15 protein-coding genes are annotated in these 15,380 nt (G+C 64.1%); 8 read left to right on the top strand and 7 right to left on the bottom strand.

The window, feature by feature from the left end; all coding sequences use genetic code 11:
- Positions 1 to 69: 69 nt before the first annotated feature.
- Genes ACUXVH_RS27610 through arsC form a run of 3 tightly spaced genes read right to left on the bottom strand, consistent with a single transcriptional unit; the run spans position 70 to position 1,440 of the window.
- A complete protein-coding gene (locus ACUXVH_RS27610) occupies positions 70 to 492 on the bottom strand; it encodes a DUF2069 domain-containing protein (RefSeq protein WP_077934632.1) in 423 nt (140 codons plus the stop codon).
- Complete coding sequence (gene wrbA / locus ACUXVH_RS27605; RefSeq protein ID WP_019094590.1) at positions 485 to 1,090, bottom strand: NAD(P)H:quinone oxidoreductase; 606 nt, start codon at positions 1,088 to 1,090, stop codon at positions 485 to 487. Before wrbA ends, ACUXVH_RS27610 begins: the two co-directional genes overlap by 8 nt.
- The gene (arsC, locus tag ACUXVH_RS27600; protein WP_041119496.1) at positions 1,087 to 1,440 is read right to left on the bottom strand and encodes an arsenate reductase (glutaredoxin); all 354 of its coding nucleotides are present in this window, start codon (positions 1,438 to 1,440) and stop codon (positions 1,087 to 1,089) included. Before arsC ends, wrbA begins: the two co-directional genes overlap by 4 nt.
- A gap of 139 nt (positions 1,441 to 1,579) precedes the next feature.
- Between arsC and ACUXVH_RS27595 the strand changes: the two genes are divergently transcribed.
- Positions 1,580 to 2,044, top strand: a complete 465-nt coding sequence (locus tag ACUXVH_RS27595; protein ID WP_011062718.1) for a TlpA disulfide reductase family protein — start codon at positions 1,580 to 1,582, stop codon at positions 2,042 to 2,044.
- A gap of 142 nt (positions 2,045 to 2,186) precedes the next feature.
- On the opposite strand, the gene ACUXVH_RS27590 is transcribed toward ACUXVH_RS27595, so the two are convergent.
- The 4 genes from ACUXVH_RS27590 to ACUXVH_RS27575 form a co-directional block, all read right to left on the bottom strand.
- A complete protein-coding gene (locus tag ACUXVH_RS27590) occupies positions 2,187 to 2,591 on the bottom strand; it encodes an META domain-containing protein (RefSeq protein WP_019094589.1) in 405 nt (134 codons plus the stop codon).
- On the bottom strand, positions 2,588 to 3,025 hold the full coding sequence (locus tag ACUXVH_RS27585; protein ID WP_011062716.1) for a hypothetical protein: 438 nt from the start codon (positions 3,023 to 3,025) through the stop codon (positions 2,588 to 2,590). Before ACUXVH_RS27585 ends, ACUXVH_RS27590 begins: the two co-directional genes overlap by 4 nt.
- Before the next feature lie 90 nt (positions 3,026 to 3,115).
- The gene (locus tag ACUXVH_RS27580; RefSeq protein ID WP_065365417.1) at positions 3,116 to 4,105 is read right to left on the bottom strand and encodes a 2-hydroxyacid dehydrogenase; all 990 of its coding nucleotides are present in this window, start codon (positions 4,103 to 4,105) and stop codon (positions 3,116 to 3,118) included.
- A gap of 63 nt (positions 4,106 to 4,168) precedes the next feature.
- Positions 4,169 to 6,922 (bottom strand): response regulator, encoded by a 2,754-nt coding sequence (locus ACUXVH_RS27575; protein WP_011062714.1) that lies wholly within the window; start codon positions 6,920 to 6,922, stop codon positions 4,169 to 4,171.
- A gap of 219 nt (positions 6,923 to 7,141) precedes the next feature.
- On the opposite strand from ACUXVH_RS27575, the gene ACUXVH_RS27570 reads away from it, so the two are divergent.
- The 7 genes from ACUXVH_RS27570 (at position 7,142) to ACUXVH_RS27540 (ending at position 15,368) form a co-directional block, all read left to right on the top strand.
- Complete coding sequence (locus ACUXVH_RS27570) at positions 7,142 to 7,864, top strand: response regulator transcription factor (protein ID WP_011062713.1); 723 nt, start codon at positions 7,142 to 7,144, stop codon at positions 7,862 to 7,864.
- Positions 7,851 to 9,206 (top strand): sensor histidine kinase, encoded by a 1,356-nt coding sequence (locus ACUXVH_RS27565; RefSeq protein ID WP_011062712.1) that lies wholly within the window; start codon positions 7,851 to 7,853, stop codon positions 9,204 to 9,206. The genes ACUXVH_RS27570 and ACUXVH_RS27565 overlap by 14 nt, the downstream gene beginning before the upstream one ends.
- Positions 9,207 to 9,323: 117 nt before the next feature.
- A complete protein-coding gene (gene cysM, locus ACUXVH_RS27560; protein WP_011062711.1) occupies positions 9,324 to 10,226 on the top strand; it encodes a cysteine synthase CysM in 903 nt (300 codons plus the stop codon).
- Complete coding sequence (gene rlmD, locus ACUXVH_RS27555) at positions 10,226 to 11,578, top strand: 23S rRNA (uracil(1939)-C(5))-methyltransferase RlmD (RefSeq protein ID WP_011062710.1); 1,353 nt, start codon at positions 10,226 to 10,228, stop codon at positions 11,576 to 11,578. The genes cysM and rlmD overlap by 1 nt, the downstream gene beginning before the upstream one ends.
- Positions 11,579 to 11,700: 122 nt before the next feature.
- Positions 11,701 to 13,944 (top strand): GTP diphosphokinase, encoded by a 2,244-nt coding sequence (gene relA / locus ACUXVH_RS27550; RefSeq protein ID WP_065365418.1) that lies wholly within the window; start codon positions 11,701 to 11,703, stop codon positions 13,942 to 13,944.
- Positions 13,945 to 13,968: 24 nt separating this feature from the next.
- The gene (gene mazG / locus ACUXVH_RS27545) at positions 13,969 to 14,802 is read left to right on the top strand and encodes a nucleoside triphosphate pyrophosphohydrolase (RefSeq protein ID WP_011062708.1); all 834 of its coding nucleotides are present in this window, start codon (positions 13,969 to 13,971) and stop codon (positions 14,800 to 14,802) included.
- 26 nt (positions 14,803 to 14,828) lie between these two features.
- Entirely contained in the window at positions 14,829 to 15,368 is a 540-nt protein-coding gene (locus ACUXVH_RS27540; RefSeq protein WP_011062707.1) for a DUF2058 domain-containing protein, read from the top strand.
- Positions 15,369 to 15,380: the final 12 nt, after the last annotated feature.

The raw sequence follows: 15,380 nt of genomic DNA, 5'->3' as shown, positions 1-15,380 counted from the left end.
TCTGTTGACCAAGGTTGGGGCCATTGGCGGCATTACAAGTTCCCCGGGGCCGGGGAACCTGGGGCGGATTCAGGCCGGGCTGGCGCCTTCGCCCGCGAGCCGGCGATTAAGCTGGAAGCGCCAGCGCACGTAGAGCAGCGCCGAAGTGAACACGGCCAGGCTGGCGAACATCTCCAGCAGGCCGAACATTTGGCGGTTCGGGTCGTAGGCCGCCAGGGCGCCCTTGATGAAGTACAGGTTGACCACGAAGCACATCCACGAATGGCCACGGGCACTGCCGCTGAGCATGCCGGGGGCCATCAGCAGCAGCGGCACCAGCTCGATCAGCAGGATAACCCAGGGGCGGGCACCGTGCAGATCGGCCACCAGCAGGTAATACCCGCAAAGCAGCCCCACCAGGCCGAAGAAGCAGACCAGGCTGAGGATTCGCATCAGGCGGACCCGGGGCTCCAGCCATTCCACCGGGGGCAGGATCTTCGGCTTCTTAGCCACGGCCGTTCTCCAGTCGCAGGGCGGTTTTCGCCAGACGCAGGCCCAGGGCCCGGCACAGCGCAATCTCGTGTTCGTCCAGTGGGCTCTTGCCATCTGCTCCGGCATGATGGCTGGCGCCATACGGGGTGCCGCCACCGCGGGTTTCCAGCAGGGCCGACTCGCTGTAGGGCAGGCCGGTGATCAGCATGCCGTGATGCAGCAACGGCAGCATCATCGATAGCAGGGTGGCTTCCTGGCCGCCATGCAGGCTGGCGGTCGAGGTGAACACGCCGGCAGGCTTGCCCACCAAGGCACCGGTCAGCCAGAGGTTGCTGGTACCGTCGAGAAAATACTTCAGCGGCGCTGCCATGTTGCCGAAGCGGGTCGGGCTGCCCAGGGCCAGGCCTGAGCAGTGCTTCAGATCGTCGAGGCTGGCGTACAGGGCGCCGCTGTCGGGGATGTCCGGGGTGACCGCCTCGCATTCCGCGGAGATCGCCGGGACAGTGCGCAGACGAGCCTCCAGGCCGGCCTGCTCGATGCCGCGGGCAATCTGCCGGGCCATCTCGTTGGTCGAGCCGTTGCGGCTGTAGTACAGGACCAGGATATAGGGCGCGCTCAAGGCAGGATCTCCAGCACGTTCTCCGGCGGCCGGCCAATGATGGCCTTGTCGCCGGCTTCGAGAATCGGCCGCTCCATGAGTTTCGGGTGCTGGGCAATGGCGGCGACCAGTTGCTCTTCGCTGAGGCTCGGGTCGGCCAGGTTGAGGGTCTTGTACTCGTCCTCGCCGGTGCGCAATAGCTGGCGCGCGCTGAGGCCGAGCTTGGCCAGAAGGCTGCGCAACTGGGCGGCATCCAGTGGGGTTTCCAGGTAGCGGACCACGGTCGGGGCCAGGCCGCGTTGTTCCAGAAGTTCCAGCGCACCGCGGGATTTCGAGCAGCGCGGGTTGTGATAAAGCGTCAGATCGGTCATGTGCGGGTCGCATCTTGCGTAAGGTGGCGGCTATTCTACCCGCGCGACGGGCACTCCTGAACCTTGGGAGTCGTTAGGTCGCAGCGACCCTGGGTCGACGGTTATTTTTCAAGACATCTTTCAAGACAGGAAACAGCGCATGGCAAGGCAATTGGCGGCGGTATTGGCGATCATCACAACCCTGCTGCTGGGCGGTTGTGGCAATGACTACGGGGTCGACCAGTATGGCCAGAAAGTCGCCGCCGAGCGTATCGACAAGCAGTGGCTGGTGCTCAACTACTGGGCCGAGTGGTGCGGGCCTTGCCGTACCGAGATCCCGGAACTCAATGCCCTGAACGAGCAGCTCAAGGGGCAGTCGGCATCGGTGATGGGGGTCAACTTCGACAATGTGCAGGGTGAAGAGCTAAAGAGCGCCAGCGAGAAGCTGGGGATCAAGTTCACCGTGCTGGCACGGAACCCCGCGGAGCTCTTCGATCTGCCACGCAGCGAGGCGCTGCCGGTGACCTACATCATCGACGACAAGGGCAAGGTACGTGAGCAGATGATGGGCGAGCAGACTGCAGCCGGTGTGCTGGCGAAACTGCAGGCCTTGCGCGGGCATTGAGGGCGCGAGGATCTGGAGCCGCTGCCGCGCAGTGCGGGCGCCCTCAAGTGACGCGGGGGCCTGAAACTCGCCAGAGATTCATCCAGGAACATCCTGGAGTCCCGTTCGCAGCCTCGCGGGCTCGGCAGCGGCTAGCGCACTATCAGCCTTCTTCCAGCCACCAGCGCAACGGCTTGCCCTCGGCAGGCCAGAACCGCACCTGCTCGATCGGCGAGATGTCCCAGCGCTCAACGGTTTCCAGCGCCTGAAGGAAGCGCCGCTCCTGCTCCATCAACGCCGGTGCACAGAGTTTGCGGGTGCTGCCGACCTTGCCGAAGCTGAGTTTTTCGCCGTCCAGGGTGTAGGGCGCGAACCAGTGGTTGCAGCCGCCATTGCCATAGGCCCGACCGTCCTCGCCGAGCGTGATGGTCAGGTGGCTGTAATCGATCAGCGGACGCTCGCCAATCCATTCCAGGACGTAACTGCGGTCCTGCTGCAACTTCAGCGGCTCGGCGGCGCAGCCCAGCAGGCCGGCCCCCAGCGCCGCAGTCAGTATCAGGCGTTTCATTGGCCGGCCTGCTGGCATTTCGGGCAGCGGTGATGCTCACCCTCGCTACGCCAGCCGAGCTCGGCAATGCGCGCGCTGGCGGCAGGCTTCTGGGCCTTGCTGCCCAGCTTGGCATCCACTGCGAACTCGAAGTCCAGGGTGGCGTCGCAGCTGTCGCAATTGACCTGCCACTGGTGGATCGCCAGTTCGCCGAATACCGGGCCACGCGCCACGGCGACCCACTGGCCGACGGGGTTGATCAAGTGGCGCACGGTGTCCACGGTCAGGCGCATGGAGAGGTCCTTGCTGCCCTTGAGGGTGACCAGAAGCACGTCGTCGGTACGGATCGAGCCACCGTTGCCGGTGACTTGATAGCGGCCGGGCACCAGGGCACGGCATTCGATCAGGGTGTGTTGCGGGTTCATCAGGTTGTAGCGGAAATCGTGTTCGACCATGGGTCCTCCAAATCTGCCGCGTATGCTAGCACGGGCCCCTGCGGCGCAGGTTGCGGGCAGGTGACCTTCGATCAGCCCGTGGCGCGGATTTCAGCCGTGGACCCGGTTCTGCGGCTGGCCAGCTGCCCAGCTGGCGATGTTGTGCAAGGTGGTCTCGGCGATGGCCGCCAGGGCTTCGCGGGTCAGGAACGCCTGGTGCGCAGTGACTATCACGTTGGGAAAGGTCAGCAGCCGCGCCAGCACGTCATCCTGCAGGGGTAGATCGGAGCGGTCCTCGAAGAACAGTTGCGCCTCTTCTTCATAGACATCCAGCCCCAGGTAGCCCAGTTGGCCACTCTTGAGCGCCTCGATCAGCGCCGGGGTGTCCACCAGGCCGCCACGCCCGGTGTTGATCAGCATTGCTCCCGGTTGCATGTGGGCCAGGCTCTGCTGGTTGATCAGGTAACGACTGTCCTCGGTCAGCGGGCAGTGCAGGCTGATGATCTGCGACTGGGCCAGCAGCTCGGGCAGGTCCAGGTAACGGGCACCGAGGGCTTCTACGGCGGGATTGGGGAAGGGGTCGTACGCCAGCAGCTGGCAGCCGAAGCCGGCCATGATCCGGGCGAAGGTGGCGCCGATCTGGCCGGTGCCGACAATGCCCACGGTCTTGCCCACCAGGTCGAAGCCGGTCAGGCCGTGCAGGGTGAAGTCGCCTTCGCGAGTGCGGTTGTAGGCCCGGTGCAGGCGGCGGTTGAGCGCCAGGATCAGGGCCACGGCATGTTCGGCGACCGCATGGGGGGAATAGGCCGGGACCCGCACCACATCCAGCCCCAGGCGCTGGGCCGCGCTCAGGTCGACGTGGTTGTAACCGGCCGAGCGCAGAGCGATCAGGCGGGTGCCACCGGCAGCCAGCTGTTCCAGTACCGGGGCACTGAGGTCGTCGTTGATAAAGGCACAGACCACTTCATGGCATTCAGCCAGGGCGGCGGTATCCAGGCTCAGGCGTGCGGCCTGGAATTGCAGTTCGATGCCTGCTGGCAGTTGAGCGCCGAGGAAACTCTCGCGGTCGTAGTTCTGGCTGCTGAAAAGAATCGTACGCATGGCTGCATCCTTGTTCGGGGCGCCCAGCATGGCGGCTGGGCGCTGGGCAGGTCTTGCCCTGGGTCAGGCGTTGGTCCGCGCTTCGGCAGCCAGGCGGCCGATGGCGTGGTCCAGTTCATCCAGGGCGGCAAAGGCTTTGGCATCTTCCTGCTTGAGCAGGGTCTCGCTGCGCTGGCAGGCGGCGCGCAATTGCGGCACACCGCAGTAGCGGGTGGCACCGTGCAGGCGATGGACCCGTTCGATCAGGGCGTTCTGGTCATTGGCGGCCCGCGCTGCCTTGATGGCTTCGCGGTCGGCGTCCAGGGACGCCAGCAACATGGCCAGCATGTCCGCCGCCAGATCGGCCTTGCCGGCGGCCAGGCGCAGGCCTTCGTCCTGATCCAGTACCTGCAGTTCCAGCCCCAGTTCCGGGCGCTCGCTGGCCCGCTCCGGCCCCTGGTTGCGCAGGGCCAGGCCGGTCCATTTCAGCACCACCTGGGCCAGTTGGCGCTCACTGATGGGCTTGGTCAGGTAGTCGTCCATGCCGCTTTGCAGCAGGGCGCGCTTCTCGTTGGCCATGGCGTGGGCGGTAAGGGCGACGATGGGCAGCGGCGTACCGTGTCGCTCGCTTTCCCACTGGCGGATCGCCTCGGTACTCTGCCGGCCGTCCATGCCGGGCATCTGCACGTCCATCATTACCAGGTCGAAGGGTTCGGTCTGGATCGCGTTCAGCGCGGCGTAACCGTTGTCCACCGCCAGCACCTTGGCGCCCATGTCCTCCAGCAAGGTCTGGATCAGCAGCAGGTTGGCCGGGTTGTCATCGACACACAGCACTCGCGGCGCGCGGCTGGAAAGGGTTTCCTCCGGTTCGCTGCGAGCCCGGCGCGGGGTCACCAGGTCGGACAGGGCCCGGCGCAGCTTGCGGGTGCACGCGGGCTTGGCCTGCAACTGGCTGTGAGGGTTGGGCACCGACAGATGGAACAGTGTCTGTTCGGTGGTCGGGCACAGTACCAGGACCTTGCAGCCCAGGTGTTCGAGGTCCCAGATATGCTGGCTCAGGCGTTCCGGCGACATGTCGTTGGTGGTGATGCCCAATACCGCCAGGTCGATGGCCTGTTCGCTCTGGTGCACGCCGGTAATGCCGTTGGTCAGGGCCTCCAGGGTATTGAACGGGGTCACCTCCAGGCCGCAGTCCTCCAACTGGTGTTGCAAGGCCTGGCGCGCCAGCTCGTGGTTTTCCAGTACCGCCACGCGCCGCCCCAGCAGCGGCGGGCCGGGCAGGTCCTCGGCGTCGTCGCGGGTTTTCGGCAGGTTGAGGCTGATCCAGAACTCCGAACCTTCGCCCGGGGTGCTGTCGACACCGATCTCGCCGCCCATCTGTTCGATCAGGCGCTTGGAAATCACCAGCCCAAGTCCCGTGCCGCCGGGTTGCCGCGACAGCGAGTTGTCAGCCTGGCTGAAGGCCTGGAACAGGGCGCGCACATCCTGGTTCGACAGGCCGATACCGGTGTCCTGGATGCTGATGCGCAGTTGCACGCTGTCTTCGTGTTCTTCTTCCAGCATGGCCCGGGCGACGATAGTGCCTTCGCGGGTGAACTTGATGGCGTTGCTCACCAGGTTGGTAAGAATCTGCTTGAGCCGCAGCGGGTCGCCCACCAGCGACAGCGGCGTATCGCGATAGACCAGGCTCACCAGTTCCAGCTGCTTGGCGTGGGCGGCCGGGGCGAGGATGGTCAGGGTGTCTTGCAGCAAGTCCCGCAGGTTGAACGGGATGCTGTCGAGCACCAGTTTGCCGGCTTCGATTTTCGAGAAGTCGAGGATTTCGTTGATGATGCCCAACAGGCTGTCGGCGGATTTCTCGATGGTGCCCAGGTAGTCCAGCTGGCGTGGTGTCAGCTCGCTTTTCTGCAACAGGTGGGTGAAGCCGAGAATGCCGTTGAGCGGTGTACGGATTTCATGGCTCATGTTGGCCAGGAATTCCGACTTGATCCGGCTGGCCTCCAGGGCCTCCTTGCGCGCCAGGTCCAGCTCGATGTTCTGGATCTCGATGGTTTCCAGGTTCTGGCGCACGTCTTCGGTGGCCTGGTCGATGCTGTGCTGCAATTCTTCCTGGGCATTCTGCAGGGTGCTGGCCATGCGGTTGATGCCCGAGGCCAGCTCATCCAGCTCCTGGCTGCCCAGGGGTGGCAGGCGGGTTTCCAGGTTGCCGTCCTTGAGTTGCGCCACGGCCTGCTTGATCTGGGTCAGCGGGTTGTTGATGGTGCGGCCCATGCGCACTGCCAGTAGGGCGGTGCCGGCCAGCCCGGCGGCAATCAACAGCAGGCTGGCGAACAGGCTGCGGTAGCCGCGCAGTAGCATGCCACTGTGGGACAGCTCCAGTTCCACCCAGCCCAGCAGGCGGTCGGACTCATCGGGAATCAGGTCGCCGGCCAGGTTGCGGTGCCGGCCGAAGACCGGCAGTTGATAGCGGGTCGCGTCGCTGCCGGAGCGTTGCATCATGTGGCTGCTGTTACCGGCGGGAGGCGGGTTGAGCATGCTGGGGCCGGCGTGGGCCAGCAGGCTGCGATCCGGGGCAAGGAGCGATACGGCGCGCACGTCTTGCTGTTCCAGCGCCTGGGTGGCAATGCGCTCGAGCATCTGGGTGTTGTGGTTGCCCATGGCCGGGGCCACCAGGGAGGCCAGTTGTTCCGCGATCATCTCGCCACGCTGCAGGAGCTGGGTCTGCAGGTCCGAGAGCTGCATCCAGGTGAAGTAGCCGCCCAGCACCAAAGCCATCAGGCTGGTTGGCAACAAGGTCAGCAACAGTACGCGGCCTTTGATTCCCAGTTTCTTGAGCACGCAACTCTCCTGCTTCCACGCTGTTTTGAAAGGTCTACGGGCACGTCCGTGATGCGCCACCTGCGCAGTGTAACGATTTGCTGGGGGCTGATCTTGGCAAATTGCGCCAGGGCGGCCGTCGCCTGAAATGCCTGAAGCCGGGCTGCGACCAAGGCACTGGTTGCCGCGATCCGGGCAATCTTGAATAATCGCCCAACTGAGAATCACTTGCAGAAGTCAATGACTCCCGTATCTGTTGAGCCACCACGTATTCTGACCATTGAAGATGACCCGGTGCTGGGTGCCTATGTGCGCGAGCAACTGGAGCATTGTGGCTTTGCCGTGACCTGGTGCCAGAACGGCCCGGAAGGGCTGGGCATTGCCCGGCGCCGACCTTTCGATGTGGTGCTGCTGGATATCCTGTTGCCCGGAATGGATGGCCTGGAAGTGCTCACGCACTTTCGCCAGAGCCATTCCACGCCGGTGCTGCTGATGTCCGCCCTGGGAGCGGAAGCCGACCGAATCAGCGGTTTCCGCCTGGGGGCCGACGATTACCTGCCCAAGCCATTCAGCATGGCCGAGCTGCGTGTGCGCATCGAGGCCATCCTGCGCCGGGTCGCCCTGGACCGGCGACCGATGCCGCCGGTACCCGTCAGCCTGGCCCAGAGCCTGCGCTTCGACGATGAGCGCAGCGACGTGTTCTTTGCCGAGCAATGGGCCGGCCTGACCCGCAGTGAATACCGCCTGCTGGATACCTTGCACCGCAATGGCGACGAGGTGTTGAGCAAGGCCTTCCTTTATCAGCATGTACTGCAACGCGGTTATGCGGCCCACGACCGCAGCCTGGACATGCATGTCAGCCAGATCCGCCGCAAGCTCAAGGCGCTGGGCTACAGCGAGCGTGAGCTGCGAACCGTGTGGGGCAAGGGTTATGTACTGAGCGCCTTAGATGAACTGGTCTGATCTGCCGGGGCGGCATTCGCTGTTCTGGAAGCTGGCGTGCCTGTTGGTAGCTTTCTGCCTGTTGATGATCTGGCTGAGCTGGTCCTGGGGGCGTTATGTGGAGCAGAAGAACCTCTACCTCTCCGATGAGGCCAGAGCCACCTTGGGCAGCTACGCCCGCGAGGCCGAGCAGGCCTGGAAGGGCGGCCAGAGTGCCGGTGTCGATGCCTGGATCCAGCAGATCGCCAGTCGCGAGAAAACCTGGATCGGCGTGATTGGCAGTGACCTGCAATCCCTGAGCAGCTACCCGTTGACGCCGGCGGAGGCCCAGCGCCTGACCTTCCTGCGCGGTGCCGACTGGCCGGTGAGCCGGCACGCCCGGGGCCTGCCGTGGCTGAAAGTACCCTTTCCCGAAGATCCGTCCCTGGGCAGCCTGGTGATCGAGTTGCCGCAACGTTTCATGCCGGGGCGCTACCGGGTGTTCTGGCAGGTGATTACCAATGGGGTGATTCCCGGGCTGTTCACCTTGTTGCTGTGTGTCGGCCTGTATCGCTTGCTGGTGGTGCCGCTGAACCAGTTGCGCGAGCAGGCCAACGCCTGGCGGGCGGAGCAGTTGAACGTGCGGCTGTCCAGTGAAACCACCCAGCGTCGGGACGAGCTGGGCGAACTGGGACGGGCGTTCGATCAGATGTCCGAACGTCTGCAGAGTACCGTGGCGGTGCAGCAGCAGTTGTTGCGGGACCTGTCCCACGAGTTGCGCACCCCCCTGAGCCGCCTGCGCGTGGCCTGCGATGGCGAGCGTGATCTTGCCGCGCTGCGCGAACGCTTGGCGCGGGAGGTCGACGGCATGCAGCGCCTGGTGGAGGACAGCCTGCAACTGGCCTGGCTGGACACCGAGCGTGCGCCACTGCCGCAAGAGCAGATCCAGGTCCAGGCGTTGTGGGAGATGCTCAGCGAGAATGCCTGCTTCGAGAGTGGCTGGTCCGCGCAGCAGCTGCGTTGCGAGCTGGAGGCCGATTGCTGGGTTCGCGGGCACCTCAATACCCTGGCCCAGGCCCTGGAAAACATCCTGCGCAACGCTATTCGGCATTCGCCGGCCGGAGCACGGGTCAGCCTCGGAGGCCAGCGCGACGGCAAGTACTGGCACCTGTGGCTGGATGACGAAGGGCCGGGGGTGGCTGAAGAGGATCTGGAAAGGATCTTCGCCCCCTTCACTCGTCTGGATGGGTCGCGACCGGGGGATGGCGGTTTCGGCCTGGGCCTGAGCATCGCCCGCAATGCCGTAGGGCGTCAGGGTGGGCAGTTGTGGGCGCAGAACCTGGCCCAGGGCTTGCGCATCCACGTGCGCCTGCTGGCGGCCTGAAGCTTGCCCTGGGCTGCCTTATTCCAATAAGCCATAAGGCTCGCACTTTGCGTGATATGGCGCTCGGTCGTTTGCCGGTATGATAGGCGCCCCCGCAGTCTGGATTGCGAATACGCCATGACCTTGCAGTACCCAACCATCGCCGATTGCGTCGGCAACACCCCCCTGGTCCGCCTGCAGCGCCTGCCCGGCGCCACCAGCAATACCCTGCTGCTAAAGCTCGAGGGCAACAACCCGGCGGGTTCGGTCAAGGACCGTCCGGCACTGTCGATGATCACCCGCGCCGAGTTGCGCGGGCAGATCCAGGCCGGCGATACCCTGATCGAAGCGACCTCGGGCAATACCGGCATCGCCCTGGCCATGGCTGCGGCGATCAAGGGCTACAAGATGATCCTGATCATGCCCGACAACTCCAGCGCCGAGCGCAAGGCGGCCATGACCGCCTACGGCGCCGAGCTGATTCTGGTCAGCCAGGAAGAAGGCATGGAAGGCGCCCGTGACCTGGCCGAGCGGATGCAGGCCGAAGGCCGCGGCAAGGTGCTCGACCAGTTCGCCAACGGCGACAACCCTGAGGCCCACTACAGCGGCACCGGCCCGGAAATCTGGCGCCAGACCCAGGGCAGCATTACCCACTTCATCAGCTCGATGGGCACCACCGGCACCATCATGGGCACCTCGCGTTACCTGAAGGAGCAGAACCCGGCGGTGCAGATCGTCGGTCTGCAGCCGATGGAAGGCTCGGCCATTCCCGGCATTCGCCGCTGGCCCGAGCAATACCTGCCGAAGATCTACCAGGCCAGTCGGGTCGACCGGATCGTCGACATGGCCCAGAGCGAGGCCGAAGACGTTACTCGGCGCCTGGCCCGTGAAGAAGGGATCTTCTGTGGCGTCTCTTCCGGCGGTGCGGTGGCAGCGATGCTGCGCCTGTCCCGGGAAGTGGAAAACGCAGTCATGGTCGCGATCATCTGCGACCGTGGCGATCGTTACCTGTCGACCGGCATTTTCGATGCGCCCAATTGATGGCTAAGCACGATAGAGGCCTGCGCTTCCAGCCTGCGGGCGGCAGCCGGGCGCCGCAGATTCCGGTGGGCAAGAAACAGCGTTTGACGATTCAGCGTCTGGCCAACGACGGCCGTGGCATTGCCTTTGTCGAAGGGCGTACCTGGTTTGTCAGCGGTGCCCTGGCCGGTGAAGAAGTCGAAGCTCGGGTGTTGGGCAGCCACGGCAAAGTGGTGGAGGCCCGTGCCGAGCGCATCTTCAACGCCAGTGATCTGCGTCGCCCGGCGGCCTGTGCCCATGCCGGGCGTTGCGGCGGTTGCAGTGTCCAGCATTTGCCCCATGACGAACAGCTTGCCCTGAAACAGCGCATGCTCGCCGAGCAGTTGTCCAAGGTCGCGGGTGTCGAGCCCGAGGCCTGGGCCGCCCCCTTGAGCGGTCCCGAGTTCGGCTATCGGCGCCGCGCCCGGGTGGCGGTGCGCTGGGACGCCAAGGGCAAGCAACTTGAGGTGGGTTTTCGCGCTGCCGGTAGCCAGGACATTGTCGCCATCGACGATTGCCCGGTGCTGGTACAGGCCTTGCAACCTGTCATGAACCGTTTGCCCGCCATGCTGCGACGCTTGAGCAAGCCTCAGGCATTGGGGCATGTGGAGTTGTTCAGCGGTTCGGCCCTGGCGGTGCTTTTGCGCCACATGGCGCCGTTGTCCGACAGCGACCTGACGATCCTCAAGGACTTCTGCGATTTCCATCAGGCGCAATTGTGGCTGCACGGTGAAGGCGAGCCGCAACCCTTTGATCCATCGCAGGCTCTGGGCTACCGCCTGGAGACCTGGGACCTGCACCTGGCGTATCGGCCGGGTGACTTCGTCCAGGTCAATGCGGGAGTCAATGAAGCGATGGTCGCCCAGGCCCTGGAGTGGCTGGCGCCGCAAGCTGATGAGCGGGTGCTGGACCTGTTTTGCGGCCTGGGCAACTTCGCGTTGCCGCTGGCCCGGCAAGTGCGGGAAGTGGTGGCAGTGGAAGGCGTGGCGACCATGGTGGCGCGCGCCGCGGAGAATGCCGCCAGCAACAATTTGCATAACACGCGCTTTTTTCAAGCCGATTTATCCCAACCTCTGAGCGCTGCCGAGTGGGCTGATGAAGGCTTTTCTGCGGTACTCTTGGACCCACCCCGCGACGGTGCTTTCGAGGTGGTCCGCCAGTTGGCGACCCTGGGTGCCAAGCGGTTGGTGTACGTGTCATGCAATCCGGCAACTTTGGCTCGTGACACGGTCGAACTGATCAAGCAGGGCTATAGATTAAAACGTGCCGGGATCCTCGATATGTTTCCTCAGACGGCGCATGTCGAGGCCATGGCGTTATTTGAAGCGAGCTAGGATGGCTTGTCTAATCCGACTGGTCTTTCGGGAGTGGCGCGCTGGCCCTGCGAGCCGCACCCGAGCGTTGAAGGTCAGCGATTTGACGCATTGAATGTGCGTCGTAGGGAAGGTAAAGCAAGATGGTACAGGTGAGAGCGCACCAGCCGATCAACACCGACGGCAGTATCAATCTCGAGGCATGGCTCGATCATACGGTCAGCGTCGACATGGCACTGGACCGTGAAGCCTTGAAAGAAGCCTGCGAGTTCGCCCGCGAGGCGGAACTGCAGCACATAGCAACGAAGAATCTCAGCCCCGAGGACGTGTCGAGTTTCAGCACGGGCCTGGAGATCGCCGAGATCCTCGCCGATCTCAAGCTGGATCAGGACTCCCTGGTTGCCGCGGTGCTCTACCGGGGTGTCCGCGAGGGCCAGATCCAGTTGCCGGCGGTCAGCCAGCGGTTTGGTCCGGTGGTCACCAAGCTGATCGATGGCGTGCTGCGCATGGCGGCCATTACCGCCAGCCTCAGCCCCCGCCAGTCCCTGGTGCTGGGCACCCAGGCCCAGGTGGAAAACCTGCGCAAGATGCTGGTGGCCATGGTGGATGACGTGCGGGTTGCACTGATCAAGCTGGCCGAGCGTACCTGTGCGATTCGAGCGGTAAAAGGCGCCGACGAAGAGAAGCGCAACCGGGTTGCCCGGGAAGTCTTCGACATCTACGCACCCCTGGCTCACCGCCTGGGTATCGGGCATATCAAGTGGGAGCTGGAAGACCTGTCCTTCCGTTACCTGGAGCCCGAGCAGTACAAGCAGATCGCCAAGCTGCTGCATGAGCGGCGCCTGGATCGCGAGCGTTTCATCAGCGACGTGATGAACCAGCTGCAGAACGAACTGAAGGCCACCGGGGTCAACGCCGACATCAGTGGGCGGGCCAAGCACATCTATTCCATCTGGCGCAAAATGCAGCGCAAGGGCCTGGAATTCAGCCAGATCTACGACGTGCGCGCGGTGCGGGTGCTGGTGCCGGAAATGCGTGATTGCTACACCGCGCTGGGCATCGTGCATACCCTGTGGCGGCACATCCCCAAAGAGTTCGACGACTACATCGCCAACCCCAAGGAGAACGGCTACCGCTCGTTGCACACGGCGGTGATCGGCCCTGAGGGCAAGGTGCTGGAAGTGCAGATCCGTACCCACGCCATGCACGAAGAGGCGGAGCTGGGGGTTTGCGCGCACTGGAAGTACAAGGGCACCGACGTCAAGTCCGGCTCCAACCATTACGAAGAGAAAATCTCCTGGTTGCGCCAGGTGCTCGAATGGCACGAGGAACTGGGGGATATCGGCGGTCTGGCCGAACAGCTGCGGGTGGATATCGAACCGGACCGGGTGTACATCTTCACCCCCGACGGTCACGCCATCGACCTGCCCAAGGGCGCCACGCCGCTGGATTTCGCCTACCGGGTGCACACCGAGATCGGCCACAACTGCCGGGGCGCGAAGATCAACGGGCGCATCGTGCCGCTCAACTACAGCCTGCAGACCGGCGAGCAGGTGGAGATCATCACCAGCAAGCACGGCACGCCGAGTCGCGACTGGCTGAACCCGAACCTGGGCTATGTCACCACGTCCCGGGCGCGGGCGAAGATCGTCCACTGGTTCAAGCTCCAGGCCCGCGATCAGAACGTCGCCGCCGGCAAGACCCTGCTGGAACGCGAACTGAGCCGACTCGGCCTGCCACAGGTGGATTTCGACAAGCTGGCCGAGAAGGCCAACATGAAGATCGCCGAGGACATGTTCGCCGCCCTGGGCGCGGGCGACCTGCGCCTGGCGCAACTGGTCAACCTGGCCCAGCAATTGGTGGAGCCGGAGCGGGGCAACGAGCAACTGGAGTTGATTCCGCGCAAGGCTGCCGGCTACAAGCCGGGCAAGCGTGGCGACATCCAGATCCAGGGCGTGGGCAACCTGATGACCCAGATGGCCGGCTGCTGCCAGCCATTGCCGGGGGATGCGATCGTCGGCTACATCACCCAGGGCCGCGGCGTGAGCATTCACCGCCAGGACTGCGCCTCGGTGCTGCAACTGGCCGGGCGCGAGCCGGAGCGGATCATCCAGGTCAGCTGGGGGCCGGTGCCGGTGCTGACCTATCCGGTGGATATCATCATCCGCGCCTACGACCGTTCCGGCCTGCTGCGTGATGTGTCCCAGGTGCTGCTCAACGAGCGGATCAACGTACTAGCGGTCAACACCCGCTCGAACAAGGAGGACAACACCGCGTTGATGTCCCTGACTATCGAGATCCCGGGGCTGGACGCGTTGGGTCGCCTGTTGGGGCGGATTTCCCAGTTGCCAAACATCATCGAGACCCGGCGCAACCGGACCCCCTGATGCCTGTATGAAATGGATGAACTGATGTACAGCCTTGAAGACCTGCTCCACCTCATGGCGCGCCTGCGCGACCCGCAGTACGGCTGCCCGTGGGACATCAAGCAGAACTACGCCAGCATCGTCCCCCATACCCTGGAAGAGGCCTATGAAGTGGCCGACGCCATCGAGCGCGGCGACTTCGACCACTTGCAGGGCGAGCTGGGGGACCTGCTGTTCCAGGTGGTGTACTACAGCCAGCTGGCCCGGGAGGAGGGGCGTTTCGAGTTCGACGCGGTGGTGGACGGCATCACGCGCAAGCTGATCCGCCGGCATCCCCATGTATTTCCCACCGGGGACCTGTACGCGCCGCTGGACATCCCGCGGCTCGATGAAGACCAGGTCAAGGAGCGTTGGGAGCAGATCAAGGCCGAGGAGCGCGCGGAGAAGTCCGAGGCTCCCCAGCAGTTGTCCTTGCTCGATGATGTGCCGGTGGCCTTGCCGGCCTTGTCCCGCGCCGCCAAGTTGCAAAAGCGTGCGGCCCAGGTCGGTTTCGACTGGCCCGAAGCCCTGCCGGTGGTGGACAAGGTTCGTGAAGAGCTGGATGAAGTGCTGGAAGCCATGGCCGACAACGATGCGGCGGCGATCACCGATGAAATCGGCGACTTGCTGTTTGTTGTGGTCAACCTGGCCCGGCACCTCAAGGTCGACCCGGAAACCGCCCTGCGCGGTGCCAACGCCAAGTTCGACCGACGCTTCCGATTTATCGAGCAGGCATTGCGCGACACTGCCCGTCCCATGGAAGATTGCACCCTCGAAGAGTTGGATGCCCTGTGGGGCGAAGCCAAACGTCAGGAAAAGAATTTGCCCAGCTGCGGCTGAGGCCGTTGCCTAAGTGAGTAAGCACCATGAGCCTTTCCCTTCGCGACCAGTTGCTCAAAGCAGGGCTGGTCAACCAAAAGCAGGCCAAGCAGGTCAGCAAAGACAAGCAGAAGCAGCAGCGTCTGGCCCACAAAGGCCAGATCGAACTCGATGACTCCCAGCAGCGTGCGGCCCAGGAAGCCATGGCCGAGAAGGTCAAGCGCGACCAGGAGCTCAACCGTCAGCAACAGGAAAAGGCCGAGCAGAAAGCCCGCGCGGCGCAGGTCAAGCAACTGATCGAAGTGTCGCGGCTGCCCAAGCTGAACACCGAGGACTACTACAACTTCGTCGACGACAAGAAGGTCAAGCGCCTGTCGGTGAATACCCTCATGCGCAACAAGCTGAGCAGCGGCTCCCTGGCCATCGTCCATCATGGCGGCGGCTACGAGGTGATTCCGCGGGAAGCCGCGCTGAAGATCCAGGAGCGCGACCCGCGCCGTATCGTGCAGCTCAATACGCCCACCGAGGCGCCGGATGAAGATGATCCGTACGCGGCCTACCAGATCCCCGACGATCTGATGTGGTAAGCCTTGAATAAC

Source organism: Pseudomonas sp. 8(2025), assembly GCF_052665325.1.
Note: the sequence above shows the minus strand (reverse complement) of the source record. Positions and strands in the feature narration are given on the sequence as shown.

Excerpts from the sequence above, each read along its gene's own strand:
- mazG (WP_011062708.1), top strand. The coding sequence starts at position 13,969 with ATGTACAGCCTTGAAGACCTGCTCCACCTCATGGCGCGCCTGCGCGAC.
- ACUXVH_RS27585 (WP_011062716.1), bottom strand. The coding sequence starts at position 3,025 with ATGGTCGAACACGATTTCCGCTACAACCTGATGAACCCGCAACACACC.
- arsC (WP_041119496.1), bottom strand. The coding sequence starts at position 1,440 with ATGACCGATCTGACGCTTTATCACAACCCGCGCTGCTCGAAATCCCGC.
- ACUXVH_RS27540 (WP_011062707.1), top strand. The coding sequence starts at position 14,829 with ATGAGCCTTTCCCTTCGCGACCAGTTGCTCAAAGCAGGGCTGGTCAAC.
- ACUXVH_RS27590 (WP_019094589.1), bottom strand. The coding sequence starts at position 2,591 with ATGAAACGCCTGATACTGACTGCGGCGCTGGGGGCCGGCCTGCTGGGC.
- cysM (WP_011062711.1), top strand. The coding sequence starts at position 9,324 with ATGACCTTGCAGTACCCAACCATCGCCGATTGCGTCGGCAACACCCCC.
- rlmD (WP_011062710.1), top strand. The coding sequence starts at position 10,226 with ATGGCTAAGCACGATAGAGGCCTGCGCTTCCAGCCTGCGGGCGGCAGC.
- ACUXVH_RS27570 (WP_011062713.1), top strand. The coding sequence starts at position 7,142 with ATGACTCCCGTATCTGTTGAGCCACCACGTATTCTGACCATTGAAGAT.
- ACUXVH_RS27595 (WP_011062718.1), top strand. The coding sequence starts at position 1,580 with ATGGCAAGGCAATTGGCGGCGGTATTGGCGATCATCACAACCCTGCTG.
- relA (WP_065365418.1), top strand. The coding sequence starts at position 11,701 with ATGGTACAGGTGAGAGCGCACCAGCCGATCAACACCGACGGCAGTATC.
- ACUXVH_RS27565 (WP_011062712.1), top strand. The coding sequence starts at position 7,851 with ATGAACTGGTCTGATCTGCCGGGGCGGCATTCGCTGTTCTGGAAGCTG.
- ACUXVH_RS27580 (WP_065365417.1), bottom strand. The coding sequence starts at position 4,105 with ATGCGTACGATTCTTTTCAGCAGCCAGAACTACGACCGCGAGAGTTTC.